Raw genomic sequence first — 26,215 nt, forward strand, 5'->3', positions numbered from 1 at the left:
CAATTTATCACCAAATCGACTTGGCAGAAGCCAAGTCTTTTTAATAAAATGGAAATGAGTGAGTAAAAGGGAGGAAACCATGAAAAAGATACTAGTGATTGATGATCATCCGGCTGTCATGGAGGGCACCAAGACGATTCTGGAAACGGACACGAATCTTTCTGTCGATTGCCTCAGTCCTGATGCCAGTGAACAATTCGTTCTCCGGCATGATTTTTCAGCTTACGATCTCATATTAATGGATTTAAATCTGGGTGATGACATCAGCGGCATAGAGCTTTCCAAGAAAATCTTAAAAGAGAATCCTCTCTGTAAAATCATTGTCTACACAGGCTATGAGGTTGAAGATTATTTTGAAGAATCCATCCGCGCGGGCCTTCATGGCGCCATCAGCAAAACCGAATCTAAAGAGAAAATCATGCAATACATATATCACGTGCTCAACGGACAGATTTTAGTTGATTTCTCCTATTTCAAACAGCTGATGACCCAGCAAAAAACAAAAACGTCTTCTTCCCCTCAAAGTGAGCAGGATCGGTTAACACAGAGAGAGCGCCATATTCTCCAAGAGGTCGAAAAAGGTTTGACCAATCAGGAAATCGCAGATGCGCTTCACTTAAGCAAGCGGTCGATTGAATACAGCCTGACATCCATTTTTAACAAGCTGAATGTCGGCTCCCGCACTGAAGCGGTGTTGATCGCCAAGTCAGATAACGTACTATAAATCTTGAAGGGAGAATGACCTATGAATCTGAACAATACATTGCTCGGCGCACTCGGTATTGAAATCACTGAAAACACGCCGGAGAGATGCGTGGCGGTGATGCCGGTGGATAAGAGAACGGTGCAGCCTTTCGGATATCTGCATGGGGGCGCGTCAGCAGCGCTGGCGGAGACTGTTGCAAGTGTCGGGGCCCAGCATTTTATCGACCGATCGAAACAGGCGTGTGTCGGGCTTGAGATTAATGCCAATCATTTAAAATCCGTGAAAGAGGGCGGGACGGTCACGGCGATTGCGAAACCCGTTCACACAGGCAGGGCAACCATTGTGTACGAGATTAACATTTTCGATGAACGGGAAAGGCTGATCTGTGTTTCCCGCTGCACGCTGGCTGTTATAACAAAATAAACAAACAGCCGGAACCCTGAATCGTCCGGCTGTTTGTTTTTACAAATATGAATCTTCTTTTCGTTTGATCACAAAGTTTCTGATCCCTTTGTAATCATCCTGAACGCTTCTTTTATCAAGCGCCGCTCCCGAATTGTACGCGGCCCTGCATATGAGGTGCGCTCCGACCGGCGCCGTCAGCAGGATAAAAATGATGCCGAGCAGTATTTTTACAGAAATTTCTCCGGTCAGCATCCACAAGTAGCCTAACACCCCGAGCAATACCAAATTAACGCCGAGTGTCGAGCCTTTTGAAGAGGCGTGGGCGCGCGTATACACATCAGGAAGCCTGAGTGTGCCGAAAGACGCGACCAGGCAGATCAGCGATCCCATCAGAATACAAACGGCGACGGCCCATTTAACGATTTCGATCATTTTCGATAATCTCTCCTTTCTCCAAAAACTTAGCAAAGGCAATCGTGCCGATAAACGATAAAATGCCGAGCAGCAGTATGATGTCCAAAAAGGCCGATGTGTTTAAGAGAATGGATACAAGCGCGGTCATGGCAATCAGATTAATGCCGATCCCATCAAGCGCGACGACCCGGTCCGGTATCGTAGGCCCTTTTATGACGCGAATGACGTACAGAAGAGTCGAAACCGCCATAATGCCGAGTGATAATTGCAGAATAAACGTAAACATCAGCGGCTCACCTCCTGAATGGCTTTCTCAAAAGAGACGCGGATGTCATGGATTGCTTTCTCCGCATCTTCAATGTCCATGGCGTGTATATAGAGAATCGACCGGTCATCGGAGATATCCATCACGAGCGTACCCGGTGTTAAAGTGATTAACAGCGAGAGCAGCGTGATCTCCCAATCCTCCGTCAATTCCGTCTTAAACGCGAAAATGCCCGGGCGGATGTTCAGTTTCGGCGATATAACGGTTTTCAGCACGCTGACATTGGCCAAATATAATTCTTTTATAAAGACCAGCGCCAGTTTGATGACTGACCATATTTTCCAAATATAAAACGGCCGCGAGAAGAAGCGCCGGAAAAAAAACAGCGCCGCCAAGCCCGCGATAAATCCGGTCATAAAACCCGCCGCGCTGAGGCTGTTTGTGAGAAACATCCAGCAAACAGCGAGAAGAACATTTAATAATAGTTGAAAAGCCATGCCATCTACTCCTTCAAAACAGCTTCAATGTATTTTTCCGGATTCAGCAGATTCTCAGCCGTCTGATTAACATACGGTGAAACCCATTCGGTTCCGAGCCCGAACAGAAGAGACAAAAGGAGAAAAGCGGCTGCCGGATAAAGAAGTCCTTTTGCGGACCGTCCGCCTGCGCCGGGGATTTCTTTTTCTTCCCCCCAAAAAGCCGTCGTAAAAACCTTCAGCACGGAATAGAGCACAAGCAGGCTTGATAAGAGAATCAATACGGAAAACAATGTTTCCCCCTTATCGAACCCGCCTTCCGCGATCTTCAGCTTGCCCACAAATCCGCTGAACGGCGGGATGCCGGCCAAAGATATGGCTGAAATAAAGAACATCCATCCTAAAACGGGATAACGGGTGATCAGTCCGCCCATTTTATGCATGCTGGCAGTGCCTGTCAATGCGATAAGCGTGCCGGCAAGCATAAACAGCGCTCCTTTAATCAGCATATCGTGAATCAAGTAATAAACCGCTCCTTGAATGGAGGCCGGCGTGTTCATGGCAATGCCGAACAAAATCACGCCGACGGCTGTAATAATATTGTAGATGACAATTTTCATGACATCCGAAAAGGCGATAGATCCGATTACGCCGAATAGCACCGTCAGCATCGCAAGCCACATCATCAATTGGTGGGTAAAGCCCGTATCGTGAATAAAGATCAGGGTGAATACTCTTAAAATTGCATACAGGCCGACTTTCGTCAAAAGAGACCCGAATAAAGCCGAAATTGCAGCCGGCGGGGCGTAATAAGAGCCCGGCATCCAAAAATACAGCGGGAATATTCCGCCCTTTAAACCGAAAACGACGAGAAGAAGGACGCCGATGACGGTGATCAGCCCGGTCTGGCCCGATTCGCTTATTTTTACGCTTAGATCAGCCATATTCAGCGTGCCCGTCACCGCGTATAAGTAACCGACGCCGATGACAAAAAACGCTGATGACACAATGTTAAACACGATATACTTCAATGATTCTCTTAATTGAATTTTCGTTCCGCCAAGCACGATCAGCATGTAGGACGCGATAAGCAGAAGCTCAAAAAAGACGTACATGTTGAACAGGTCACCCGTCAAAAACGCTCCGCTTACGCCGGCCAGAAGAAACTGCACCCCTGAATAATAGAAAGCGCGCTCCCTTTTTTCTCCGATGGAGCGGAAGGAGTACAGGGTGACGAGCAGCCCGATTATGGCGGTTGTCAAAACAAGCAGTGCGGCGAGCTGATCCGCGGCGAGCACAATGCCGTACGGTGCTTTCCAGCCGCCGAGTGTCAGCGTCTGAATCCCGTGTGTGAAAACGGTCTGAACGAGAGCGGCGCTGATGACGATGGAGACACAGGAAGCGGCAGTGCTGAATATCCGCATCAGCATCACGTGCCTGTTCATAAAAATCAGCAGCACTGCGGCAAGCAGCGGCACCAGAATAGGCAATATCACAAAGTTATTCATGTTGATCATTTCCCCTCATTCGATCCATATCGTCCGTTTTCAGTTCCTGATAGGCGCGAAACGCCATCACAAGCAGGAAGGACGTGACGCCGAACGAAATAACGATCGCCGTCAGTATGAGTGCCTGCGGCAGCGGATCGACAAACGACGAGCTTTTTCCGCCCAGTATGGGAGGAGCGCCTTTTTTCAGTCCGCCCATGGTCAGGATCAGCAAATGGACGCCGTGGCTTAAAAGCGCGGTGCCGATAATCACGCGCAGCAGACTTTTAGAAAGCAGCAGGTAGGTTGCCGCCATAAACAAAATACCGGCAATGACAGACATTAAGATTTCCATTATTCTTCCTCTCCAATCGTTTGAATAATGGTCATCGTCACGCCGACAACAACGAGATACACACCTAAATCAAACAAAGTGGCCGTTGCAAGCTCCGTATTCCCAAGCACCGGGAGATGAAAATGGCCGAATGTATGGGTGAGAAAGGGTGCTCCGAATAAGAACGAACCTGCACCCGTTGCAATCGCGATAAGCAGACCCGCGCCCGCCACATAAATAAAATTGACGGGCAAAATCGATTTGACGGTTTTTAAATCAAAGGCCAAAAGCAACAGCACGATGGCCGAAGACGTAATCAGTCCGCCGACAAATCCTCCGCCGGGAGCGTTATGCCCCGATAAAAATAAATAGAAAGAGAAAAGCAGAATGATAAAAGATACAAGCTTCGTTGCCGTCTGAAGGATGATGTCGTTTGTTTTTTGCTGTCTCAACGCTCTTCTCCCTCCTCTTTTACTTTTGTTCTGATCATGCCGTAAATCCCGAGTGCGGCAATCGACAGCACCGTGATTTCAAACATCGTATCAAATCCCCTGAAATCAACGAGGATGACGTTGACGATATTGTTTCCTCCCCCGAGCTTATGGCTGTAAGCGGTGAAAAAGGAGGAGATGCTGTCTTTTGTTTTTTCGCTGGAAGATGCGATTCCGAGCATTGTCACGATGACGCCGACACCGAGAGAAATGATAAAATTCGTCATCCGGAATGTTCTTGTCTTCTTTTTCCGCCGCATTTTCGGCAGATGGTAAAAACAAAGAAGAAACAAGGCGACAGATATCGTCTCAATGACGAGCTGCGTGAGCGCCAGATCGGGCGCTCTGAAAATCACGAAAAACAGCGCGAGTGTGTACCCGACAACACCGAGTGAGATAATGGCCGTCAGCCGCGATTTGGCGAACACAGTCGCAATCGTTGCGCTCACCATAACGAGGGACAGCACGATTTCATACAGGCCGATTTCAGCCATGCCTTTCGCTGTCATGGAAAAGCCGCCTTTCATGACGAATGCCGTTCCGATGAGAATGATAAACGCCGCAAAAATATACAGCAGATAATCCCGCAAAAATCCGGTCATATACGATGACGTCAGCTGGTAAGATCTTTTTTCCATACTGCCCGTCACCGCATCGTAAAGCTTGTTCAGCGTCAGTTTTTTCGGAAACAGACCGTACAAACGCTCCCATTTAGATAGCGTTACGTAACCGATCGTGCCGACAATGATGATGCCGAGGGTCATCATTACCTCAGCCGTCACCCCGTGCCACTGGGAAATATGGACATGGAATGTATCTCCGCCGGTTAACAGAGCCGGATAAATGGAGTTCATCGCCGGTTCAATCAGGCTGTAAGACAAAACGTTCGGTGCAAAAAACAGACTGACGGCGCAAGCGGCAAGGATCACCGGCGAAATCAGCATGCCGAGCGGTGCTTCATGCGGCGTCTTTTCAAGCTGATCAGGTTTGCGCGCGCCGCTGAACGTTCTGAAAAACAGCTTCATGCTGTAGATGAAAGTGAAGACGCTCCCGATCCATGCGAGAACGGGGAACAGCACGCCCCACGTATCCAGGCTGAAAATATCTGCATGAGCAATCCGCAGCATACTTGTAAAGAACATTTCTTTACTTAAAAAGCCGTTAAACGGAGGGAGGCCCGCCATGGAAAACGTTCCGATCAGTGAAACGGTGAACGTTACCGGCATAAGCGCCATCAGGCCGCCGAGCCTGCGGATGTCCCGTGTTCCCGTTTCATGGTCGATAATGCCGACCGCCATAAATAAACTTCCTTTAAAAGTAGCATGGTTAATTAAGTGAAACACAGCCGCGGTGACAGCCGCCGTAAAATACTCTGAATGCTGGTAATGAAGCGCGGCGGCTCCTGCGCCGAGCATCGATACAATCATACCGAGCTGACTGACTGTGGAAAATGCCAGAATCGCTTTTAAATCGGTTTGTTTAATCGCATTGAAGGAAGCCCATACCATCGTGATCAGACCGACTGAGGCAACCGTCCAAAACCAGACGGGTGAAAATGCAAAAACCGGACTGAATCTGGCAATCACATAAATGCCCGCTTTCACCATTGTAGCCGAGTGCAGATAGGCGCTGACAGGAGTCGGCGCCTCCATGGCATCAGGCAGCCAGATATAAAACGGAAACTGCGCTGATTTCGTAAAGGCCCCCAATAACAGGAGAACCATCGCCGGAATAAAGAACGGATGGCCTGCGATAATATGCACCTGGTTGACCATTTCCCTGATACTGAAAGAATCCGTCATCAGATACAGCAGGATAAAGCCGCCGAGCATGCACAGTCCGCCGCCGACGGTAATCAGCAGTGACTTTTCCGCCCCGTAGCGTGATTTCTTCCGCTTATGCCAATACCCGATTAATAAGAAGGATGACAGGCTTGTCAGCTCCCAGAACATATAAAGCACGATGACGTTATCGACGAGCACAACGCCGAGCATCGCGCCCATAAACATCAGCAGGTACACATAAAAGGGGCCGAGCTTTTCTTTGTCCTTCGATAAGTAAAAAATACTGTAAAGCGTCACCAAAGAGCCGATGCCCGTAATCAATAAAGCGAATAACAGCCCGAGTCCGTCAATATAAACGGTATAGTTAATACCGAGGGACGGAATCCATTCGGCCGCATACCGGACGGTTTCCCCAGCCATTGTGACAGGGAGCTTGCTGATAAAGTAAACAAACAGCACAACGGGCACTATCAGCACAAACCAGCCTGTATGGACTTGTTTTACCCGTTTATAAAGAAAGGGAACGATAAATGCAAATAAAAAAGGCGCCAAAATCGCGAAATGTAACAGCTGCAACAGAAGACCTCCTTTGCTTGTTTTTCATCAAGCAACTGCTTTATGTAAGAGTGAATCAATCAATTCACGGTCATAGGACCCAGTACAAATTATATCGCACTTTTTTTTACCCTGCTACGGCATAATGTATTCCTTTCTGTGTTTTTGTGGTCTTTTGAACCCAAAATAAATTTATCAAATATCCTGATCTTTGTATATACATTTATCTTTCAGATCAAGCTTTTAAAAAAGGAGCTGGTCAGATGAAGAGAAAGGCGGCGGCCTGTATTGGAATATTTTGTTCTATTATTGCAGGAACATTCATAGCGGACGATTTCTGCAAAGGGAGGCAGCAGACGGAGGCGGATAATTGGGAGCGTTTTTTTCTCGGTGCGGAATACGCAGAAGACAAGCTGAGTGCGGCTGAATCAATGCAAACGCCGTTTCAGCCGCGTGAGTATATCAGAATCGTATATAGATGAAAAGAGTTCCGGCACCAGGGTGCGGAACTCTTTTTGTGTGGCAATCAGCGTTTTCCTTTAATGTAAGGGATGCCGTTGGCTTTAGGCGCGTCCGCGCGGCCGATGAAGCCGGCAAGCGCGAGAATGGTCAGAATGTAAGGAGCCATCAGCATGTATACATTCGGAATGTCTTTGAACAGGGGCAAAAGCGAGCCGATAATGCTCAAACTCTGCGCAAACCCGAAGAACAGCGCCGCCCCGAGCGCGCCGATCGGATGCCATTTGCCGAAAACCAGCGCGGCAAGAGCGATAAAGCCTTGCCCGGAAATGGTGGAGTGGGTGAAATCAAGCGCGATCGTGGAAGCATATACACCGCCGCCGAGCCCGCCGAACAGCCCGCTGATCATAACGCCGATATAGCGCATGCCGAACACATTGATTCCCATCGTATCGGCCGCCATCGGATGTTCCCCGACAGAACGGATGCGGAGGCCGAACGGCGTTTTGAATAAAATAAACCAGGAAACAAAGGCCAGTACGATGGCTAAAATCGACGTATAATATACGTCGGAAAAGAAAATCTTTCCTAAAACCGGAATATCGCTTAACCCGGGAATGTTCGTTTTGTAAAAGGGCTCCGGGATTTTATCAGTCTGGGCCTTTCCGTAAATCAGCTTGACGATAAACAGTGTCGCTCCTAACGCGAGCATATTGATCGCCACACCGGTTACCGTCTGATCGGCGCGGAAAGAAACCGCGGCAGCCGCGTGGATCAGTGAGAACAGTCCGCCGGCAATCATAGCCGCAGCCAAGGCGAGCCACGGAGCGGCGGCGCCAAGCTCGCGTCCGAAAAATAAGTTGAACATGACGCTTGTAAAGGCGCCGATAATCATCAGTCCTTCAAGACCGATGTTGACAACTCCCGATCTTTCAGAAAACACGCCGCCGAGAGCGGTTAAAATAAGCGGAGCCGCATATACGAGTGTTGCCGGGACAATAATGGATAAAATCTGCAGGAAGTCCACTTACTTCGCCCCCTTTTTCTTCAATTTATCAAGGATGAGACGGATGGCGTAGCTTGATGCCACAAACAAAATAATAATGGCGATGACGATGTCAACGACTTCAGAAGGCACCCCGGATTCAATCGGCATATTTAATGCCCCGACTTTAAGGCCGCCGAGAAGACATGCCGCCAGAACAACGCCGATTGCCGTGCTGCCGCCGAGAAGCGCAACCGCAATGCCGTCGAAGCCGACGCCGGTAAAGGCGCCCTTAACCGCCGCGTATTGAAAGGTTCCGAGTCCTTCCATCGCGCCGGCAAGCCCTGCGAAGGCGCCGGAAATCATCATGGCGTACATCATATTTTTTCTGACGCTCATTCCGGCGTATTGTGCGGCGTGCTGGTTAAAGCCGACAGCCCGGAATTCAAATCCGCTTTTTGTTTTATGAATGATAAACCACATGAGAACTGCCGCAAACAGAGCGATCAGAATGCCCCAGTGAAGGCGGGAGTAATCTGTCAGCTGCTCTAAAAACGGCGAGCGGAGCGACGCGCTTTCATGAATTTTGTCTGTTTTGTCCCGGTGGTCCGTCATGACATCGGAAATGAGATAATTGGTTAAATGAAGAGCGATATAATTCATCATGATCGTGACAATCACTTCGTGGACAAAAAAACGGGCTTTTAAAAATCCGGGAATCAGGCCCCACATGCCGCCCGCAGCCGCGGCCGCCAATAACGAAAGCGGAAGGTGGATGTAAGCGGGGGCGTCAAAGGAAGCGCCGACCCACACCGCGGCGGTCCAGCCGACAAGGAGCTGTCCTTCAACCCCGATATTAAACAGGCCGGTCCGAAATGCGAATGCCACGGCCAATCCGGACAAAATATATGGCGTAATCTGCCGGATCGATTCCCCGATGTAATACACTTCACCGAAAATGCCGCTCCAAAGAGCCGAATACCCGCTTACGACATTGTAGCCGCTGGCGAGCATGATGACCGCACCCGCAGCTAACCCAAGGATGATCGCAATCAGCGGCACAGCCAGATGAGAAAGTCGATTAATCATGTGTTTTCCCCGCCTCCATTTGCTTACTTCCCGCCATTAAAAGTCCGAGCTCCTGCTCGTTTGTTTCAAGCGGATTGACGTTTGCGATGATGCTGCCTTCAAAGATGACGGCGATGCGATCGCTGAGATTCATTATTTCATCAAGTTCAAAAGATAACAGAAGCACCGCTTTACCGGCATCACGCTGCTCAATGAGCTTTTTATGGACGAATTCAATCGCGCCGACATCGAGTCCCCGCGTCGGCTGGGCCGCAATTAAAAGATCCGGATTTCTGTCCACTTCCCGGCCGATAATGGCCTTTTGCTGATTCCCCCCGGAGAGAGCGCGCGCAGGCGTATATTCATCAGGTGTTCTGACATCGTATTCTTCAATCAGGCTTCGCGCTTTGTCATAAATCGTGTGTTTATTTAGTATGCCGAAAGAAGAGTAGGGCTTTTGGTAATAACTTTGCAGCACGATATTTTCTCCGATCGGAAAATCAAGGACGAGCCCGTGTTTATGCCTGTCCTGCGGTATATGCCCGATTCCGGCTTCAGTGACTTTCCTGGGCGGCATGTTTTGCAGCTGTTTGCCGTTTAACGTGATCGTGCCGGCATTTGTTTTTCTGAGACCTGTAATGGCTTCAATTAATTCAGACTGGCCGTTTCCGTCAACGCCCGCAATGCCGACGATTTCACCGGCTCTGACTGAGAGGGAGAGCTGCTTGACCGCCTCAACGCCGCGCGCGTCTTTAACCGTTACATCAGAAAGCGAAAGCACTTCTTGTTTCGGATCGGCCGCTTGTTTATCCGTCTTGAATGACACTTCGCGTCCGACCATCAGGCTTGCCAGTTCATCTTGATCCGTATGTGCGACATCGAGTGTTGTAATGCCTTTTCCTTTCCGGATGATGGTGACACGGTCGCAGACTTCCATAATCTCTTTTAATTTGTGGGTGATGAGGATAATTGATTTTCCTTCATTGACAAGATTTTTCATAATCTGAATCAGTTCTTGAATTTCGTGCGGAGTCAGCACCGCGGTCGGCTCGTCAAAAATGAGAATGTCGGCCCCCCGGTAGAGGGTCTTTAATATTTCCGCCCGCTGCTGCATACCGACGGAAATATCGGCAACTTTGGCTTCAGGATCAATGTGCAGGCCGTAACGGTCGGAAATATCGCGCACGTCCCGGGCGGCGCGCTGTCTGTCAATCCGGCCGAATGTTTTCGGCTCTTTTCCGAGAATGATATTTTCTGAGACGGTAAAGGTATCCACAAGCATAAAATGCTGGTGCACCATCCCGATGCCGAGATCGTTGGCTTTGTTCGGGCTGTTGATGTGAACGCGCTCGCCCCGCACCCGGATCTCGCCTTTTTCCGGCTGATACAGGCCGAATAAAACGTTCATGAGTGTCGATTTTCCGGCGCCGTTTTCACCGAGAAGGGCGTGTATTTCGCCTTTTTTCACTTGAAGCGTGACGTCATCATTGGCGACGATTCCGGGAAACTCCTTGCGTATATTAAGCATTTCAATGATATAATCCACCGATTTGACGCTCCTTTTCAGAGATACTTTGATGAGAAAGAGCTTGGCAAAAGAAAAGCTGCAAGAGATGCAGCTTTTCCTTCACCGCTCTTTTCATAAAAGAGAGGGGATAAGCACGGAAGTCTCCTTATCCCCTGGTTCTTACTCAGCCTTGAAGGATTTCAATTCTTTTTCAGTTGAAGGGATCTCGAGCCCGTCCGCGATTTTCTTCTTCCAATCGTCTGTTGCTTTGATGACATCGTCAGAAAGGTTCTCCTTGTGATCCGAGATGCCGACTGCATCTTGCGCCAAACCGTATGTTAATGTTTTGCCGCCCGGGAATTTCCCGTCACTCGCTTTTTTCGTTAAGTCCTCTACGGCTGTATCCACTTTTTTGACCATTGATGTGAGAGTGACATTGTCTTTTGTGCCTTTGACTTGACCTTCCGCGTACTGGTCTTTATCAACACCGATAACCCATACGTTCCGCTTCGGATCTTCTTTTTTCAGATTTTTCGCTTCTGTGAAGACGCCCGTTCCCGTTGCGCCGGCCGCGTGATAAATGACGTCAACGCCTGATTTGTACATGCTTTCAGCCGTCGCCTTACCGACATCGGCTTTGTCAAATCCGCCCGCATATTTCACTTCGACGGTCGCTTTCGGATTTGCGGCTTGTACACCCGCGCGGAAGCCGATTTCGAATTTTTTGATCAATTCAGACTCCATTCCGCCCACGAATCCGACTTTTCCCGTTTTGCTCGATAGCGCAGCGGCCGCTCCCACGAGGAATGAACCTTCCTGCTCTTTAAATGTAAGGCTCGCCACGTTGTCTTTTTTGACAACGGCGTCAATGATCGCAAAATTTGTGTCTTTGCGCTGATCGGCGATTTCGCTGATGGAATCCTGCATCAGATACCCGACGCCGTAAATCAGGTCAAAGTGTTCCCGCGCTAATTTATTTAAGTTCGTTGTATAATCCGCATCTGATTTTGATTGAAGATAGTCAAAACCGCTTTTGCCTTTTGTAAGCCCGTTGTCTTTTCCGAATGCCTGAATACCTTCCCAGGCGGACTGGTTAAATGATTTGTCATCGACACCGCCGATATCCGTTACCATGCCGACGGTAAAGTTTTTGCTGCCGGAGCCGTTTGCTTTGTCACTTGAACCGCATGCGCTTAATATGGTTCCGGCCGCCGCGATGAGCGCCATCGCCATTCCGATTTTGCGTTTTTTCAAAGATATAACCCCCCTGTAAAATATGGCTGTGCCGTTCAATTCAGACTTGAGTCCCCGTACCGGATGCAGAATCGAAAAAACTTTCTGATAATAATGATGAGACGTCTCTCTTTTTCCCGCTTTGAGCGGCTGTCTCTTCCGGGTTCGGGACTTATGACTTATCTGAAAAGATCTGCTAACCAATCATAATTTATCATTTTACCCGTCATAAATAAATAGAAATTTGCTTATTTTTTAAAAAATATCAATTTTATGAATCAGCTTCCTCATCTGGATAAAACAGAGGAGGATCAGCCTAGTCATTATCCTTATATAGCATACAAAAAAGGAATCTCAATCCTTTTGTTACGGGATATGACAGTAAAAAAGCACCGTTCACAGCGGAACGGCGCTTTTTGACATTATAAATATTGTTTGATGCTGCTGACATTGCCGGTGTTGATATGATATTGAAAGACGGGTCTGCCGATCGTGCCGTACGCCATCTCTACATTCAGCACTTGTATGTCTTCCAGAAATTTAAGGTATTTCCGGATGGAGACTTGCGAGATTTCAGTATGCTTGGCGAGATCTTCCGTGGTAAAAGAGCCGTCACCGAAAGACTCAATGCTCGCCCAGATGAGTTTAAGCGTACTTTTTGTCAATCCCTTCGGAAGGTGAACCTTTTCCGCCGCTTCTTTCTTTTGAAAAAGCTCGGCATCCAATTCTTTCTGTGTCATGCTTCTGTGTGATTGATAAACTTTCTGCTTGCGTCTGTAGTCGGAAAGAGCGGTTTGAAAGCGGTCAAATTCAAATGGTTTGATTAAATAATCGACGGCGCCGTACCGAAGCGTTTTTTTGATGACGTCCAGCTCGCTTGCGGCCGAAATGACGATGACATCAACCGATTCATTTTGCTTGCGGATTTCCGTTAAAAGCTCAAGCCCGTTTTTTCCCGGCATGTAAATGTCAAGAAGGATGAGATCGATATGATGCTCGCTCAGCACGTGCAGCGCGCTTTGAAAGGATGATGCGATCCCTTTCAGCTGAAATCCTTCAATCTGGCTGAGATAGCGTTTATTTAATTCACCCACCATGGGGTCGTCTTCAACTATGAGTACATTAATCATCATTTTCCTCCTTCGGTTCATACGGAATGCGAAGACTGAAAGTCGTTCCTTCATTCTTTTCACTTGTCACAATCATATGGCCTTTTAAATTTTCTGTTGCCTGCTGGGTGAAATAGAGGCCGAACCCCCGGTTTGTCCCTTTCGTGGAATAACCTTGTTCAAAAATACGGGCTTGGTCTGCCGCAGACATTCCGGCTCCCGTGTCCGTAATCTCTATATCAAGCTGACGATCCTGAAACCGCATTGAGCACGTAATGTTTTTTTTCGGCATCTGCGCCACCGCGTCGAGCGCGTTGTTTAACAGGTTTCCGATAATCGTAATGAGCTCATGGATGACGGCCGGATCTGCCGCATTCGGGATCAGGCTGCCTAGCTGAATGTCCAGATCAGCACCCTGTTCGCGTATGTAGCTTTGTTTTCCTAGAAGAAACCCTGCGAGAACCGGACTTTTGACATCACTTATAATTTCGCTTGTTTCCGTCTTCTGCTGAATGGCAATGTCTTTAATGTAAGTGCCGAGATCATCGTATTCTTTTAACTGGACAAGCCCTAAAATGACATGAAGCTTATTCATGAATTCATGAGACTGGGCTCTTAATGCGTTTGCATACATTTTAACACCGGACAGCTGTTCTGCTAAATGTTTGACCTCCGTTTTGTCCCTGAACGTGGCGATCGCTCCGACGGTTTGTCCTTTCAGATGAATCGGAACCTCATTAAAGACCAGCTCAAGCCCGTTAATGCGGATATCCCTGTCCTGAAGCGGTTTTTTCGTTTCAATCACCTGTTTCAGCCGGCTTTTCGGGAGAATATCGTTCACATCTTGATCGACCGGATTAGTCGGAATACCCATTTTAATAAAAAGCCGTTTCGCTTCCGCATTGGCAAGCTTAATTTTTCCCCGCGCGTCAACCGCCAGGATGCCTTCCTTCGTTGATTCGAGCATGGCGCTCCGCTCTTCCAGCAGGGTGGCGATTTCATAAGGCTCAAGACCGTACATAATGTTTTTGACGGTGCGGGCGACAATGACGGCTCCGATGACGCCGACAAAAATACTTACGCAGATGATGAAATAAAGCGGTCTCAAACTGTGGCTGACGACATCCTGTATTTTGTTAAGCGAAATTCCGACCGAAACGACGCCCACTTGTTTTTTATCTTTTCCATAGATCGGTACGAAGGCTCTCATGGATTTTCCGAGAGTTCCCGCTGATGTGCTCGTTTTGATATGGCCGTGCATCGCCGGCTGTTCGTCTCCGCCGGTGAATTTCTTCCCGATTTTATTTGCGTCGGGGTGGGTGAGGCGGATGCTGTTCATATCCATCACCACAACAAATTCGGTTCCTGTCGTATGCTGGACGTCTAATGTATAATCCCGGAGCTCTTTCAGCCCTTTTCTTGTTTGCAATGCCTGCGTGACACTCGGTGTTTCCGCGACCAGCTTTGCGGTGCGCAGCGCGGTTGTCCGTTCTTCTTCTTTCACGCGGTCTGCTGTTTGGACGCTGATCGTGAAAAAGGTGATACAAAGTGCGATAAGGACGACAATACAGACGAATATCGTTAATCGGGTTTGCAATTTTAATGTTTTTTTCATAACAGCCTTCCTTACGTTTATCATTCCCGCGTTCTACTTTACTCCGAAAAAGCCGGTTTGTGAAGATCAGGCCCTTATTTCGTAAAAGTGAGGAAAAATGGAATTTTTTATCTTGTCAATGTGTTTTAAGTCCTCCATAATAAGTGAAGTAGATTACAGAAAGGGACTTTTTATATGAAAAATACTTATTGGACGGGTTATTTTCCGCTCGTTGCGATTCTGCTTTTTAGTTCGTCATTATCCATTTCTACCTCGCTTTATGTCATGAAGATACTTCAGACGCTCGGCATGTATCAGGGGATGCTGGATTATTTCTCTGAGAAAGGGATCAGACTGGCGCTTTTTGCAGCGTTCGCCCTTGTGTATTTTATGCTCTTTTCGGCTTTGAAGCTGATTGCAAACACAGTGACAGAGCTGTCTCTTTTGTTTTTCACAAATGACCCTGAAGGGGACAATCTGAAAAAAATCAGATTAGGCTCTTTAATTTATGTAGGCGGAGGAATTCTTTCCTTTGCGCTCGTGCAGAATGGTTTTTGGATTGCGGCGTTATTTGCCGTTGTTACGCTCGTTTATTTGATTTTCATGGTGTACAGAATCTATTCGACACTCTCTATCGTTTCGCTGATCGGTTTTATATTGCTTGAGATTCTGTTTTGGTTTACTTTTGTTATCGGTATTTTGTACATCTTTATCAAGCTTTATAATAGCATAATGGCTAGCTTACCTGTGTAAGCTAGCCATTTTTGTTAAGACAGAAATCTGTTTTTGATCTCAGGGGAGGGGAGCATGCATGCTTCCCTTTTTCCGAACCATTTGTAACGGCGCCGGGCGATGAAAGAATAGGCTCTGTCCCTGAGGGGGCGGGGCACTGCGAAAAAAACCGCTGACAGCCGCCAGGCTCCACGGAGATGACGTGAAACCTTTAACACGGCTGCGGATTTTTTGTATATCCGCCCGTTTTCGATAAAAATCATGCTGTCAAATTGTTCTGTCGGAAGTCCTTCTGATGCCAAAAGCTCCCGGGCGGTATCTGATTGCAATGAAGCAAATGAGATTTTGCCGGCCGGATCGCGTTTAATGATGAATTGAACGGCGCCGCTGCATAAGTTGCAGACGCCGTCAAACAAAAGCACGCGGTCCGGAAGCTGAGCTGGTTTCAAAGCGGATCCCCTCCGTTATCTTTAGTAAGCTGCCTGCAGCGTGTTTTTCCAGATCGAAAGCTGAGGGCTTGCGTCATGAAGGTATTCGACGCTTGACGGTGTATCCTTGCCGACCCATACCCCCATCGTATAAGCGTCCGTCAGGCCGACAAACCACATATCGTGATAGTCATTTGACGTTCCTGATTTTCCGCCGACGTACGGAGCTTTAAAGTTCGCTTTCTTTCCTGTACCGCTTTTGACGACGGCTTTCATCATTTCTTTGATCTGCATGTTGGTCCGCACGCTGAATACCTGCGTCGGCTCATCTTTCCATTTTAATATCGTTTTTCCTTTTAAATCAGTCACTTTTGTAATCGCGTGACTCGGCGTATAAACGCCGTTGTTGCCGAACGTGGTATACGCATTGGTCATTTCAAGCGGCGTCATGCCGTTTGTAAAACCGCCCAGCGCCGCAGGCAGACGGTAATCCGCGCTGACCAGCTTCGCGAAATGAAACGGTTCAAGGTAGCTGAACGCCTTATTGACGCCGACGCGGTCCATGATTCTGATGGCCGGTGTGTTGTACGAGTATTTAAACGCCGTTTCCAGCGTGACCGTGCCGTACGTGCGGTTATTATAGTTCTGCGGGCAGTAATCCGCGCTGCAGAATTTGCTTGCGTCAATCTTGCTGTGTGGCGTTGCGCCGGTCTTTTCAATGTAAGGTCCGTAATCAAGCAGCGGCTTAATGGATGAACCGGGCTGTCTGTATGCTTGATAGGCGCGGTTGAAATCATATTTATGATAATCTTTCCCGCCTGAAAGCGCGATAATCTGATGTGTCTGATGATTAATCACGGCCGCTCCGCCTTGGACGCCTGCATACGGCAGATTTTGATTCACTTGGGCGACGACCTGGTTTTGCATATACGGATTCAGCGCCGTATAAATCTTCACGCCGTCTTTTAACAATGTGCTGACTCTGTCGGAAAGCTCACTCTGTATTTTTTGTTTCGCCTTTCCGGAAGCTTTTTCAAGACGTTTGTCATAGCCTTCGGATGATGAAACAAGCTGTGTGAATTCATCATTTACATAGGAAACATAGTCAGGATATTTATTTGTTTTTTCGTTTATATCAAGCTTGATCTTTTCCTTTTCGGCTTTTTTCAGCTGTTTCCCGGATATAACGCCTGCTTTTTTCAATCCGTTAAGCAATCTGACTTGTCGTTTTTTCGTATAATCAAAATGCTTGAGAGGATCATATAATGTAGGGTTATTAGGGATGGCGCAGATAAAGGCCATTTCTCCCAAAGTGAGAGATTTCAGCGGCTTGCTGAAATAAAATTGTGCCGCCGAACCGACACCGTATACGCCGTTATTAAAATAAATCGTATTTAAGTAGCCTTCTAAAATCTCATCTTTGCTGTATTTTTTCTCAAGCTGATAGGAATAGGCCAGCTCCGTCAGTTTTCGGCTGAAGGTGCGTTCATGGCTTAAATACACATTCCTTGCCAGCTGCTGGGTGATGGTGCTGGCGCCCTGATCAATTTTATGATCTTTGAAATTGGAGGCGGCCGCCCTGACCATCCCCATAAAGTCAAACCCTTTATGCTCATAAAAATGACGGTCTTCAGAGGTTAAAAACAGCTGTTTTACCTCATTCGGGATTTTATTAAAGGGCACGATCACGCGGTTCTCATGATCGCTGACAATCTCAGAAACAAGGCTTCCGTCCCTGTCATACATGTAACTGTTTTGAACCAGGTTGATCGCTTTTAAATCAATATGTTTATCGAGCACCTGATCAAAAGGCTTGATTTGTTTTACCTCTTTGCCGGAAGCAATAACTGTAAATGCACACAACGGGATAATGCCGAGCAGCAAAATCCATCCGATTATTTTACGTACCATGGTCACTCTCTTTTCTCCTGATTTCTAGCCATATCGTATCATTCTTTTAAGAATACGAGAAGGTTAAATTTAGAAGAAATCGTGATCGCTGCCGGTCAGCCCGCATTTGACGCTGTATCCTTTTGCAGATGTCCCGCCATCCATAAAAGCCCCGCGCCTATTAAAAAGAGAAAGGCGGTGACGTAGAAAACAGCCGAAATGGAAAAACCGCTTGAGACCGCACCTCCGAGCAGAGGGCCGAGCACATTTCCGAGAAAGCGAAAGCTGACGTTATAGCCGAGCACCTCTCCCTGGATGCTGCCCGGCGCCCTGACGCGGATCGCGGCCGTAATGCAGGGGAGCGTGCCGCCCATGACCATGCCGAACAGAAATCTGAAGACTAACAGAATGGAGAGGGAGGAGGCGAGCGCCTGCGGAATGAAAAACACCGCTGAGGCAATCAAAAGCACGATTAAGATCCGGCTGTGGCCGAAGCGGTCGCCGAAGTCCCCCCATTTCCGGGCAAGCAGTAAGCTTCCGAGTCCGGTCGCTGAAAACGCCATTCCGGAGAAAAAAGCTAAATTAACAGGTCCGTGCAGCTCATTGACATATAAAGCGAGCAACGGCTGAATACTGAAATTGCCGGTCTGCACGATCATAGTAAGCACCATCATCGCCCAAAGCGCGGGCTGGTGAAAAATATAAGAGAGCACCTGTTTTCTGGAGTAGGTTTTCCGCTTGTTTTGTTTCTCGCCGAGCGGCTGCTCATTCACCTGAAATAAAACGAGAAGCACAGATGCGAAAATAACAAAAGACGTAATAAAAAATGTGTACGTAAACCCGAAGCTGTCAGCGAGTAGCCCGCCCAGCATCGGTCCGAATAAAGTGCCTGACACCTGACCCATCTGCAGCGTGCCGAGCGTTTTCCCGGCAGTCTCTTTCGGCGTCTGCGCCGAAATCATGGCAAGCGATGTCGGAACAAAGCCTGTTACTAGACCCATAAGCAGCCGCAGGACAAACAGCTGATAAACGGATGTCACAAACCCCATCAATAAAATGCTGACGGCAATGCCGGTTCCTGTAATCAAGAGAATTTTTTTGTAGCCGCGCTTATCGCCGAATCTTCCCCAAAACGGGGAAATCACAAACGCCATTAAAAACGTGACGCCGAACACATACCCGCTCCATCTCTGCACATACCCGCCCGAATGGGGGCTGATCGTTTCGATATATAACGAAAGAAACGGAACAATCATGGTCATGCTGGCGGAAATAAAGAAATTTGTAATCCAAATGACGACGAAGTTCTTCTTACGGACAGAAATAACATCACCTTCTTTACTTTTCGTGTGTCTAATCATAAGTATATAGGAATGAATCCGGTATTTGTATTTTCGATGCGGATATAGGAAAATTCATTATTTTTAGAAAATGAAGAAAGTTTCAGAGGGGAAACTGATATACTATCATAAAATATCATTTTTGATCGGAGGAAAGGCAGGTGTAAAAAAAGTGGATCAGCGCAGTCTGCTCATTATTGATTTTGAATTTACAATGCCTGACGGAAAATACAGCCCGCAAAATTTCTTTCCCGAGATTATTGAAGCGGGGATTGTCAAGACGGTGAATGATGAAGTGACTGAAACGTTTTCGAGTTATATCAAACCGAAAAAATTTCCGAAGCTGACGAAACGATGCAAAACCTTTCTGAACATCACCCAAAAAGACGTGGACGGCGGAATCACGTTTAATGAATTCATCCGCAAATTAAATGAGCTTGATCCTGATAAAAACTGCACGATCGTCACCTGGGGCAATATGGATATGAAAGTGTTAAAGCAAAATTGCATGTTTAACCACATCCCTTTTCCGTTCAAAGGAGAACTTCGGGATCTGTCCCTTGAATACAAAAACTTCTTCGGCGACAGAACATTGACCGGCCTTTGGAAAGCGGCAGAAGAGTATGGCGATAAAGGGACGGGCACGCATCATAAAGCGCTGGATGATGCGCAGACGACATACAAATTATTCAAGCTTGTCGAGCGGGATAAACAATATCTTGAAAAACCGAAACCTCCGACGATCGGTGATCGCGTCGATCTGACTGAACTGTTTCGCCGGGCCACATAAAAAAACCCAATCATGCCGACTGGGTCAAGTTCTTTTAAAATAGTCACGCTCTAACGCGGCCAAGTTGGCGAGCGAACGTTCCGCCCATTCTGAGCCGTCCGCTGTAAGCTGATCTTTCAGCCGGGCAGACGCCGCTTGTAAGGAAGCCGTATAATCAGGCACCTCGCCATCAAACGGTTTGACCATCTGATGCGGTATGTTTGTCTGTTCCCCGAATGCAAGCGCTCTTCTTTCATGAAAAAACGGAACATCCGCCTGCTTCGGATGATGAAGATCTCCTTGAGCGGGATGCGTCAGAACGGCTTTAATTTTCACTAAATAGTGATTGGGCCTGACGTCTGTCACTTCCCCTATGTATGCTCCTGTTTTATAAAACCCTTTTACGATTGTGCCGATTTCAAACGTATTCATAGCGTTCACCTCTCTCTAGTTATTCTATAAAAGATCAACGCGGTTGGCTAGTGAACAGCTGCCGGAAGCCTGACTGAGGCCGTTGTGCCCGAGTGCTCGCCGCTGGTGAAACAGACGGAGCCTTCATGATGCTGAATAATCGAGAATGTCACGGTAAGCCCGAGCCCGGTGCCGTTCGTTTTCAGCGTATAATACGGCTTGCCGAGTTTCTGCAGTTCTTCATCGGACATGCCGATTCCGTTATCCGTAATCTGAATGAGAATCATCTCTTCCTGTTTTTGGACGGAGACCTCGATTCGGCCGTTTTCAGAGGGCACGGCTTCAATACTGTTTTTAATCAGATTAATGAAGGCCTGTTTCAGTTTTTTTACATCGCCGAACACATATAAATCAGGCTCGCTTCGAACCGTAACGGTCACCGATTTAAAATGGGCATAAGACTCCATTAAGGAACCTGTTTCCTTTACGAGCAGAGAAATATCAAACTTTTCTTTTTCATAGTCATCCTGCTTCGCCATATCGAGATAATTCGTAATGATCGTCTGAGCCCGGTCGAGTTCGGACAGCACAAGTTTCTGATATCCGGAGTGGGATTTGTCCTGAAGCTGCTCGCCGCTGAACAGCAGCTGCACAAAACCTCTGACGACCGTAAGCGGATTGCGGACTTCATGGGCGACGCTTGCCGCAAGCTCGCTGACGACGGCCATTTTTTCTGAGTGAATCAGCCTTGCCCGCATGGACGCATTCTCATCAATGATCTCAATCAAATAAATGCACAGCAAAAGGGCGCTGACTTGAAAAAAAACAGATACTGCCGCCTCATAATAAACGGAAGGTAGATTTTGAAAATTGAAAATATTGGTCGCGGAATAGATGAAGACAGATGCGGTTAATAAGGCGGTTTCAGTGCAGCCGATGAGAAGAGCGAAAAGCAGTTTCTTCCGCTTTGAAAAAAAAGGCCATTTCGTTTGGAGCTGGATAGGGATGATGATTAAAAAAGGAATTAAGGATAAGAAAAAAAGAGCGGAAGGTTCAAACCATATGAGCTGAAAAAAAACGGATGCCGCCCCTGCGGCAAGTCCTGCGGCGGTACCGGAATAAAGCAGGCAGACGATAATGGGAATCAGCTGCAAACCGTAACGGACGGAATGAAGCTCCTGGATGGGAAAAGCCGTACATAATAAGGAAGATGACGCTGCAAATACGGCGACCAGCAGGCGGTTCGCTCTCGGCACAAGCAAATCGGGCTTGCTGAGCCAGAAGACTTGATAAAGAAAAATAGGGAATAAAATAAAAGAGAAGTGAAGCAGGTAATCCTTTACAATCTCCATTTATGCGAAATCCTTTCCTATGTAAATATGAATCTATTATAACATCTTTACCGGAAAAAAAAGTATATATTTCTCTAAAGCGAACGCCCTTATCTCATCTGATAAAGGCGTTCTTTCCGCTGCTAAGCGAGCGCTGCTTTCATTCTCTCAAGCCCTTCTTTTACGGCGGCGGCTGAACAGCCGACATTAAGTCTCATAAATCCTTCGCCGCCCGGTCCGTATTTTGTTCCCGGCTCTAATATGATTTTCCCTTTTTTGAGCATTCTTTCTTTGAGCTCGGCATCCGAAAATCCGTACTCGCTGAAATCCATCCAGATCAAATAGGAAGCGTCAGGCTTCATCATACGGACTTTCGGCAATTCTTGTCTTAAAAAGTCCTCAGCCAATTTCATATTCCCTTCAATGTAAGGAATCAGCGCGTCAAGCCAAGGGCCTCCCTTTGTATAGGCCGCTTCGATTGCTGCAACCGCAAATGTGTTGAGGCTGGAAATCCCGTTCTGATGCAATGCGGCGGAGAATTTCGCCCGCTTATACCGATCGGGAATGATAATGGCGGATGCCTGAATGCCGGCAATATTAAACGTCTTGCTCGGCGCGACACAAGTAACGGAAATCCGCGCAAACTCCTCAGACAGAGCAGCGAAAGGCGTATGCGGCTTTCCGTACAGCATCAAGTCGGAATGTATCTCGTCAGAAACGACGGTGACGTTATGGGCGGCGCACAGCGATCCGAGCTTCATAAGCTCATCCCGGCTCCACGCTCTGCCGGACGGATTGTGGGGGTTACAAAGAATCATCAGCTTGACCTCAGAATCGTTCAGCTTTTTCTCAAGATCCTCAAAATCCATACAGTAGACGCCATTTTCTTCCCGTAATGGGTTATGTAAAACCTGCCGTTTGTTTTCCTTGATCATCTGATAAAAAGGCGTATACACCGGTGATTGAATCAACACCGGATCGCCCGGTTCGGTAAAGGCTTGTACGGCCATGCTGATTGCCGTGACAACACCGGGACTGAACGCGATGCTTGCGGGATCGGGCCGGTAGCCGTGCCGCGTCTCAAGCCATGAAGCGACGGCTTCTCTTGTGTTTTCGTCAGGAGACGTATAACCGAATATGCCGTGGTCAAGGCGGGCTTTTAAGGCGTCAGTGACCGCTTCGGGAGCGCGGAAATCCATATCGGCAACCCACATCGGAAGCGCATCCGATACGCCGAATAACGCTTCCGCCTTGTCCCATTTCACCGATTGTGTGCCAAGACGGTTTTCTCGAAGATCAAAGTTCATGTATGTCACTCCTGTAGTATCATTATTTTGCACAGCGTATCTATGATAAAATAGAATTGCAAACTTTATTATAAGCGGTGATGAAAATGGAAGAAAGCCAAGCGGTCATGGAAATGATGAAAATCATTGCCAAGTGGGACCCGTTTAAATATGGAGAAGATTTTTATGAGACAGAAGCCGTCGACATCGTTCAGGCCGTCTACAGTGAAGACCGTGCCGACAAGCTGGCAGCAGCCATTCAGGATATCTTTGAAGCTTCATTTGAGCAAAAGCTTCCGATCGAAGGCTGCCAAAAGGCCGCCGAGCAGCTTCTGTCCATAAAAGAAAGCAGCTCCTGCACCCCTTAAAAACCGGCGGTTCCGCCGGTTTTTTTATTGAATAAATTCAAAAATCCGCTCCGAAACAAACTCCGGGCGCTCTTCGGGTACGAGGTGCCCCGTATCCTTCAGTGAATACAGAATGGAATCCGGCAGGTCGTCATGAAGCCGTTTTCCGACTGAGACCGGAACGACCCGGTCTTCTTCTCCCCAGATTAAAAGAGCGGGGTTTTGCACTTTCTTCAAATCCTCGGGCTCTAAATCGCCCTCCCTGTGTCTGATAAACCTTGTCATCGCTTTGAAAATCTGGCGGTCTGTAAATGGTTTTTCGTAACCGTCAATCATTTCCTGATCGATAAGCGTCCGGTCGTGAACGACATTTAACAGGTTGTTCAGCACGCCGTCTTTTGAAAGCCAATACTTAAGATACAGGTCAAAACAAGGGAGATGCGTCCCGAATATAATCGACGGGTGCGAGCGCTTTAAATACCCCGAGCTGCACAGCAGGACGATTTTAGAAAAAAGCTCGGGTCTGAGAAGAGACGCGGATAAGGAAATCTGGCCGCCCATTGAATGGCCGATGAGTGCGGCCCGGCTGATACCGAGCTTTTCCAGAAGTCCGATCAGAAGCTTGGCGAGGTTTGCGTAAGTATATACGAAAGTCCGTGACTTTTCCGATTGCCCGAAAGGAGGCAGGTCAACGGCGATAATATCATAATGGTTTCTGAGCAGCGGGATCAGTTTTCTGAAGCTGAATGCCGAAGATAAAAAACCGTGTACGCAGACGAGTGTCTGTCTGCCGGGATTTTCATAATGCTCGTAATACAGCTCAACTCCGTCTATCGCGGCCCGTTTAATCGGTGAAACAGCTTCCATGAGAGCCTTCGCCGTCCTTTCTTTGTTGTAATGTAAAGTCTTTTTTGATTGTCAGATTTTAGCTCTGGTTTCTTTCGGGTTTTTCTTAGCATTTGTCGAAAATCGTGATATAATGTCATGAAGATTTTTGATAATGCAAAGGTGTGAAACGTATGAAGCTGACCGAAAAAGAAACAGAAATATTAGAAATTTTAGACGAAAACAGCCGCGTTGATGCGGAAACGATTGCGAAAATGGCAAACATTCCCGCTGAAGAAGTCAAAAGCATCATTGAAAAGCTTGAAAAGGAAAAAGTCATCATTGATTATGCGGCGATGATCGACTGGCGCAAAGTCGACGGTTTGGAAGGCGTCACGGCGATGATTGACGTAAAAGTCACTCCGAAACGAAATGTCGGCTTTGATGAAGTCGCTGAGCGGATATACAGATTCCAGGAAGTTGAATCAGTGTACCTGATGTCAGGGGTGTATGACTTATCTGTCGTTATTCGCGGTAACACGATGTCAGACGTGGCAAGCTTCGTGTCTGAAAAATTGTCCACCCTTGAGTCCGTCGTTTCCACGACGACGCACTTTATCCTGAAAAAATATAAGCATGACGGCAAAGTCTTTGAAAGCGGAGACGATGACAAAAGAATCGTGGTGTCTCCGTAAATGGAAACGAAGACTTCTTATTTATCTGACTACGTGCAGCAGATTAAACCGTCAGGCATCCGCAAATTCTTTGATCTGGCTGCTACGATGGAAGGCGTCATTTCATTGGGAGTGGGAGAGCCTGACTTTGTGACGGCCTGGAACGTGAGGGAAGCGAGTATTCTTTCTTTAGAACAGGGTTATACGGCTTATACGGCAAATGCGGGTCTTTATGAACTGAGAGAAGAAATCAGCCGCTATTTAGATCAGCGGTTCGGCCTGAGTTATTCGCCTGACAGTGAACTGATCGTTACGGTAGGGGCAAGCCAGGCGCTTGATCTCGCTGTCCGCGCCATTATGAATCCCGGGGAGGAAATGTTAATTCCCGAACCGTGTTTTGTCGCATATGAATCACTCGTGACCCTGACGGGGGCGAAGCCGGTGCCGATTCAGACTGTCGCTGCAAAAGGTTTTAAAGCATCAGCAGCCGATTTTGAAGCAGCCCTGACGGACAAAACAAAAGCGCTGCTTCTATGTTCGCCGTCAAATCCGACAGGTTCTGTCTATTCGAAAGAAGAGCTTGAATCCATCGCTGCTTTCGCTGAAAAACACGACTTGATCGTGCTTGCCGATGAAATTTATGCCGAGCTGACGTATGATGAGCCATTTACGAGCATGGGGGCCATCCGCGGCATGAAGGAACGCACGGTTCTCATTTCCGGCTTCTCCAAAGCATTTGCCATGACGGGGTGGAGACTCGGATTTACGGCGGCGCCTCCCGTGATCAGGGATGCCATGCTCAAAATTCATCAGCACGCGATGATGTGCGCGCCTTCCATGGCTCAGTACGCGGCGCTTGAAGGGCTGAAAAACGGCCAGGAAGACGTCGAAAGAATGAAGAAAAGCTATCGGAGACGCCGAAACCTGATTGTGGAGACATTGAACGAAATCGGACTCGGCTGCCACCACCCCGGCGGAGCATTTTACGCCTTTCCTTCCATTCAGTCGACCGGCATGAGTTCAGAAGAATTCGCGGAACAGCTGCTCATTGAGGAAAAAGTAGCCGTCGTTCCGGGGAATGTATTCGGCCCGAGCGGCGAAGGCTACATCAGATGTTCCTATGCGACATCCATTGAGCAGATTCAGGAAGCGCTCGTCAGAATCAAACGGTTTGTTGAAAAAAGGGCATAAAAAAAGATACGAACCCGGTTCGCATCCAAATAAAAGGGGGGAATACTAGAAAGCCTTCGTAATCATAGTATACCCCCATTTTTCTGTCCTTAAACATGATCATGTAAAAAAGTTCTCTT

28 protein-coding genes are annotated in these 26,215 nt (G+C 47.7%); 8 read left to right on the top strand and 20 right to left on the bottom strand.

Annotated elements, in window-relative coordinates:
* Positions 1-79: 79 nt before the first annotated feature.
* Together CXL14_RS08330 and CXL14_RS08335 are read left to right on the top strand one after the other, a co-directional pair.
* The gene (locus CXL14_RS08330) at positions 80-724 is read left to right on the top strand and encodes a two-component system response regulator ComA (RefSeq protein WP_014418762.1); all 645 of its coding nucleotides are present in this window, start codon (positions 80-82) and stop codon (positions 722-724) included.
* A 21-nt stretch (positions 725-745) separates the two neighbouring features.
* Complete coding sequence (locus CXL14_RS08335; RefSeq protein ID WP_014418761.1) at positions 746-1,129, top strand: hotdog fold thioesterase; 384 nt, start codon at positions 746-748, stop codon at positions 1,127-1,129.
* 39 nt (positions 1,130-1,168) lie between these two features.
* On the opposite strand, the gene mnhG is transcribed toward CXL14_RS08335, so the two are convergent.
* The 7 genes from mnhG to CXL14_RS08370 are packed head-to-tail and all read right to left on the bottom strand — an operon-like array spanning position 1,169 to position 6,938.
* Positions 1,169-1,543 carry a monovalent cation/H(+) antiporter subunit G gene (gene mnhG / locus CXL14_RS08340; RefSeq protein ID WP_003152056.1) on the bottom strand — a complete coding sequence of 125 codons (375 nt, stop codon included), beginning with the start codon at positions 1,541-1,543 and terminating at the stop codon, positions 1,169-1,171.
* Positions 1,527-1,811: a Na(+)/H(+) antiporter subunit F1 gene (locus CXL14_RS08345; RefSeq protein ID WP_012118311.1), complete on the bottom strand. Its 285-nt coding sequence runs from the start codon at positions 1,809-1,811 to the stop codon at positions 1,527-1,529. Before CXL14_RS08345 ends, mnhG begins: the two co-directional genes overlap by 17 nt.
* Positions 1,811-2,287 (bottom strand): Na+/H+ antiporter subunit E, encoded by a 477-nt coding sequence (locus CXL14_RS08350; protein WP_014418760.1) that lies wholly within the window; start codon positions 2,285-2,287, stop codon positions 1,811-1,813. Before CXL14_RS08350 ends, CXL14_RS08345 begins: the two co-directional genes overlap by 1 nt.
* 5 nt (positions 2,288-2,292) lie before the next feature.
* Positions 2,293-3,774, bottom strand: a complete 1,482-nt coding sequence (locus CXL14_RS08355; protein WP_032863920.1) for a Na+/H+ antiporter subunit D — start codon at positions 3,772-3,774, stop codon at positions 2,293-2,295.
* A complete protein-coding gene (locus CXL14_RS08360) occupies positions 3,767-4,108 on the bottom strand; it encodes a Na(+)/H(+) antiporter subunit C (RefSeq protein ID WP_014418758.1) in 342 nt (113 codons plus the stop codon). The genes CXL14_RS08355 and CXL14_RS08360 overlap by 8 nt, the downstream gene beginning before the upstream one ends.
* Positions 4,108-4,539, bottom strand: a complete 432-nt coding sequence (locus tag CXL14_RS08365) for a Na(+)/H(+) antiporter subunit B (RefSeq protein WP_007613424.1) — start codon at positions 4,537-4,539, stop codon at positions 4,108-4,110. The genes CXL14_RS08360 and CXL14_RS08365 overlap by 1 nt, the downstream gene beginning before the upstream one ends.
* Positions 4,536-6,938: a Na+/H+ antiporter subunit A gene (locus tag CXL14_RS08370; protein ID WP_014418757.1), complete on the bottom strand. Its 2,403-nt coding sequence runs from the start codon at positions 6,936-6,938 to the stop codon at positions 4,536-4,538. The genes CXL14_RS08365 and CXL14_RS08370 overlap by 4 nt, the downstream gene beginning before the upstream one ends.
* Before the next feature lie 242 nt (positions 6,939-7,180).
* Between CXL14_RS08370 and CXL14_RS08375 the strand changes: the two genes are divergently transcribed.
* On the top strand, positions 7,181-7,399 hold the full coding sequence (locus CXL14_RS08375) for a hypothetical protein (RefSeq protein ID WP_014721737.1): 219 nt from the start codon (positions 7,181-7,183) through the stop codon (positions 7,397-7,399).
* 44 nt (positions 7,400-7,443) lie between these two features.
* On the opposite strand, the gene nupQ is transcribed toward CXL14_RS08375, so the two are convergent.
* The 6 genes from nupQ to malK form a co-directional block, all read right to left on the bottom strand.
* Positions 7,444-8,403 (bottom strand): guanosine ABC transporter permease NupQ, encoded by a 960-nt coding sequence (gene nupQ / locus CXL14_RS08380; protein ID WP_003152071.1) that lies wholly within the window; start codon positions 8,401-8,403, stop codon positions 7,444-7,446.
* Positions 8,404-9,450 (bottom strand): ABC transporter permease, encoded by a 1,047-nt coding sequence (locus tag CXL14_RS08385; protein ID WP_014418756.1) that lies wholly within the window; start codon positions 9,448-9,450, stop codon positions 8,404-8,406.
* Positions 9,443-10,975, bottom strand: a complete 1,533-nt coding sequence (locus CXL14_RS08390) for an ABC transporter ATP-binding protein (protein ID WP_014418755.1) — start codon at positions 10,973-10,975, stop codon at positions 9,443-9,445. Before CXL14_RS08390 ends, CXL14_RS08385 begins: the two co-directional genes overlap by 8 nt.
* Before the next feature lie 141 nt (positions 10,976-11,116).
* Positions 11,117-12,190 carry a BMP family lipoprotein gene (locus CXL14_RS08395; protein ID WP_007408665.1) on the bottom strand — a complete coding sequence of 358 codons (1,074 nt, stop codon included), beginning with the start codon at positions 12,188-12,190 and terminating at the stop codon, positions 11,117-11,119.
* A gap of 401 nt (positions 12,191-12,591) precedes the next feature.
* A complete protein-coding gene (locus CXL14_RS08400) occupies positions 12,592-13,299 on the bottom strand; it encodes a response regulator (RefSeq protein ID WP_003152077.1) in 708 nt (235 codons plus the stop codon).
* Positions 13,292-14,893, bottom strand: a complete 1,602-nt coding sequence (gene malK / locus CXL14_RS08405) for a malate sensor histidine kinase MalK (protein WP_014418754.1) — start codon at positions 14,891-14,893, stop codon at positions 13,292-13,294. Before malK ends, CXL14_RS08400 begins: the two co-directional genes overlap by 8 nt.
* Positions 14,894-15,067: 174 nt before the next feature.
* Here malK and CXL14_RS08410 point away from each other — a divergent pair, with 174 nt between their 5' ends.
* A complete protein-coding gene (locus CXL14_RS08410; RefSeq protein ID WP_007408662.1) occupies positions 15,068-15,625 on the top strand; it encodes a YufK family protein in 558 nt (185 codons plus the stop codon).
* A gap of 14 nt (positions 15,626-15,639) precedes the next feature.
* Here CXL14_RS08410 and CXL14_RS08415 read toward each other — a convergent pair whose 3' ends face one another.
* The 3 genes from CXL14_RS08415 to CXL14_RS08425 all read right to left on the bottom strand — a co-directional run bounded on the left by CXL14_RS08415 (position 15,640) and on the right by CXL14_RS08425 (position 19,283).
* On the bottom strand, positions 15,640-16,053 hold the full coding sequence (locus CXL14_RS08415) for a thiol-disulfide oxidoreductase DCC family protein (RefSeq protein ID WP_014305710.1): 414 nt from the start codon (positions 16,051-16,053) through the stop codon (positions 15,640-15,642).
* A 21-nt stretch (positions 16,054-16,074) separates the two neighbouring features.
* Positions 16,075-17,949 (bottom strand): transglycosylase domain-containing protein, encoded by a 1,875-nt coding sequence (locus tag CXL14_RS08420; RefSeq protein ID WP_012118304.1) that lies wholly within the window; start codon positions 17,947-17,949, stop codon positions 16,075-16,077.
* Positions 17,950-18,038: 89 nt separating this feature from the next.
* Positions 18,039-19,283, bottom strand: coding sequence for a multidrug efflux MFS transporter (locus CXL14_RS08425; protein ID WP_076983608.1), 1,245 nt, complete (start codon positions 19,281-19,283; stop codon positions 18,039-18,041).
* Between the two features lie 151 nt (positions 19,284-19,434).
* On the opposite strand from CXL14_RS08425, the gene kapD reads away from it, so the two are divergent.
* Positions 19,435-20,052 (top strand): 3'-5' exonuclease KapD, encoded by a 618-nt coding sequence (kapD, locus tag CXL14_RS08430; RefSeq protein WP_029575323.1) that lies wholly within the window; start codon positions 19,435-19,437, stop codon positions 20,050-20,052.
* Between the two features lie 24 nt (positions 20,053-20,076).
* On the opposite strand, the gene CXL14_RS08435 is transcribed toward kapD, so the two are convergent.
* From CXL14_RS08435 to CXL14_RS08445, 3 genes are all read right to left on the bottom strand, one after another.
* Positions 20,077-20,463, bottom strand: a complete 387-nt coding sequence (locus tag CXL14_RS08435) for a kinase-associated lipoprotein KapB (protein ID WP_021495358.1) — start codon at positions 20,461-20,463, stop codon at positions 20,077-20,079.
* Positions 20,464-20,510: 47 nt separating this feature from the next.
* Positions 20,511-21,794, bottom strand: a complete 1,284-nt coding sequence (locus CXL14_RS08440) for a sensor histidine kinase (RefSeq protein WP_014418750.1) — start codon at positions 21,792-21,794, stop codon at positions 20,511-20,513.
* Positions 21,795-21,916: 122 nt separating this feature from the next.
* Positions 21,917-23,080, bottom strand: a complete 1,164-nt coding sequence (locus tag CXL14_RS08445; protein ID WP_014418749.1) for a MalY/PatB family protein — start codon at positions 23,078-23,080, stop codon at positions 21,917-21,919.
* 86 nt (positions 23,081-23,166) lie between these two features.
* On the opposite strand from CXL14_RS08445, the gene CXL14_RS08450 reads away from it, so the two are divergent.
* The gene (locus CXL14_RS08450) at positions 23,167-23,427 is read left to right on the top strand and encodes a DUF1871 family protein (protein WP_014418748.1); all 261 of its coding nucleotides are present in this window, start codon (positions 23,167-23,169) and stop codon (positions 23,425-23,427) included.
* Positions 23,428-23,451: 24 nt separating this feature from the next.
* Here the strand turns inward: CXL14_RS08450 and CXL14_RS08455 are convergent, their stop codons facing one another.
* Positions 23,452-24,273, bottom strand: coding sequence for an alpha/beta fold hydrolase (locus CXL14_RS08455; RefSeq protein WP_007408654.1), 822 nt, complete (start codon positions 24,271-24,273; stop codon positions 23,452-23,454).
* Between the two features lie 152 nt (positions 24,274-24,425).
* On the opposite strand from CXL14_RS08455, the gene CXL14_RS08460 reads away from it, so the two are divergent.
* Complete coding sequence (locus tag CXL14_RS08460) at positions 24,426-24,926, top strand: Lrp/AsnC family transcriptional regulator (RefSeq protein WP_003152098.1); 501 nt, start codon at positions 24,426-24,428, stop codon at positions 24,924-24,926.
* Entirely contained in the window at positions 24,927-26,096 is a 1,170-nt protein-coding gene (locus CXL14_RS08465) for an aminotransferase (protein WP_025285179.1), read from the top strand.
* Positions 26,097-26,215: the final 119 nt, after the last annotated feature.

The sequence above is a fragment of the Bacillus sp. SJ-10 genome (genome assembly GCF_002843505.1).
Lineage (GTDB): Bacteria > Bacillota > Bacilli > Bacillales > Bacillaceae > Bacillus > Bacillus velezensis.

What these genes read in the sequence shown, in the direction of transcription:
- CXL14_RS08330 (WP_014418762.1), top strand. Translation starts at nt 80, where the DNA reads ATGAAAAAGATACTAGTGATTGATGATCATCCGGCTGTCATGGAGGGC.
- CXL14_RS08335 (WP_014418761.1), top strand. Translation starts at nt 746, where the DNA reads ATGAATCTGAACAATACATTGCTCGGCGCACTCGGTATTGAAATCACT.
- mnhG (WP_003152056.1), bottom strand. Translation starts at nt 1,543, where the DNA reads ATGATCGAAATCGTTAAATGGGCCGTCGCCGTTTGTATTCTGATGGGA.
- CXL14_RS08345 (WP_012118311.1), bottom strand. Translation starts at nt 1,811, where the DNA reads ATGTTTACGTTTATTCTGCAATTATCACTCGGCATTATGGCGGTTTCG.
- CXL14_RS08350 (WP_014418760.1), bottom strand. Translation starts at nt 2,287, where the DNA reads ATGGCTTTTCAACTATTATTAAATGTTCTTCTCGCTGTTTGCTGGATG.
- CXL14_RS08355 (WP_032863920.1), bottom strand. Translation starts at nt 3,774, where the DNA reads ATGAATAACTTTGTGATATTGCCTATTCTGGTGCCGCTGCTTGCCGCA.
- CXL14_RS08360 (WP_014418758.1), bottom strand. Translation starts at nt 4,108, where the DNA reads ATGGAAATCTTAATGTCTGTCATTGCCGGTATTTTGTTTATGGCGGCA.
- CXL14_RS08375 (WP_014721737.1), top strand. Translation starts at nt 7,181, where the DNA reads ATGAAGAGAAAGGCGGCGGCCTGTATTGGAATATTTTGTTCTATTATT.
- CXL14_RS08385 (WP_014418756.1), bottom strand. Translation starts at nt 9,450, where the DNA reads ATGATTAATCGACTTTCTCATCTGGCTGTGCCGCTGATTGCGATCATC.
- CXL14_RS08400 (WP_003152077.1), bottom strand. Translation starts at nt 13,299, where the DNA reads ATGATTAATGTACTCATAGTTGAAGACGACCCCATGGTGGGTGAATTA.
- malK (WP_014418754.1), bottom strand. Translation starts at nt 14,893, where the DNA reads ATGAAAAAAACATTAAAATTGCAAACCCGATTAACGATATTCGTCTGT.
- CXL14_RS08410 (WP_007408662.1), top strand. Translation starts at nt 15,068, where the DNA reads ATGAAAAATACTTATTGGACGGGTTATTTTCCGCTCGTTGCGATTCTG.
- CXL14_RS08425 (WP_076983608.1), bottom strand. Translation starts at nt 19,283, where the DNA reads ATGATTAGACACACGAAAAGTAAAGAAGGTGATGTTATTTCTGTCCGT.
- CXL14_RS08435 (WP_021495358.1), bottom strand. Translation starts at nt 20,463, where the DNA reads ATGAATACGTTTGAAATCGGCACAATCGTAAAAGGGTTTTATAAAACA.
- CXL14_RS08440 (WP_014418750.1), bottom strand. Translation starts at nt 21,794, where the DNA reads ATGGAGATTGTAAAGGATTACCTGCTTCACTTCTCTTTTATTTTATTC.
- CXL14_RS08445 (WP_014418749.1), bottom strand. Translation starts at nt 23,080, where the DNA reads ATGAACTTTGATCTTCGAGAAAACCGTCTTGGCACACAATCGGTGAAA.
- CXL14_RS08450 (WP_014418748.1), top strand. Translation starts at nt 23,167, where the DNA reads ATGGAAGAAAGCCAAGCGGTCATGGAAATGATGAAAATCATTGCCAAG.
- CXL14_RS08455 (WP_007408654.1), bottom strand. Translation starts at nt 24,273, where the DNA reads ATGGAAGCTGTTTCACCGATTAAACGGGCCGCGATAGACGGAGTTGAG.
- CXL14_RS08460 (WP_003152098.1), top strand. Translation starts at nt 24,426, where the DNA reads ATGAAGCTGACCGAAAAAGAAACAGAAATATTAGAAATTTTAGACGAA.
- CXL14_RS08465 (WP_025285179.1), top strand. Translation starts at nt 24,927, where the DNA reads ATGGAAACGAAGACTTCTTATTTATCTGACTACGTGCAGCAGATTAAA.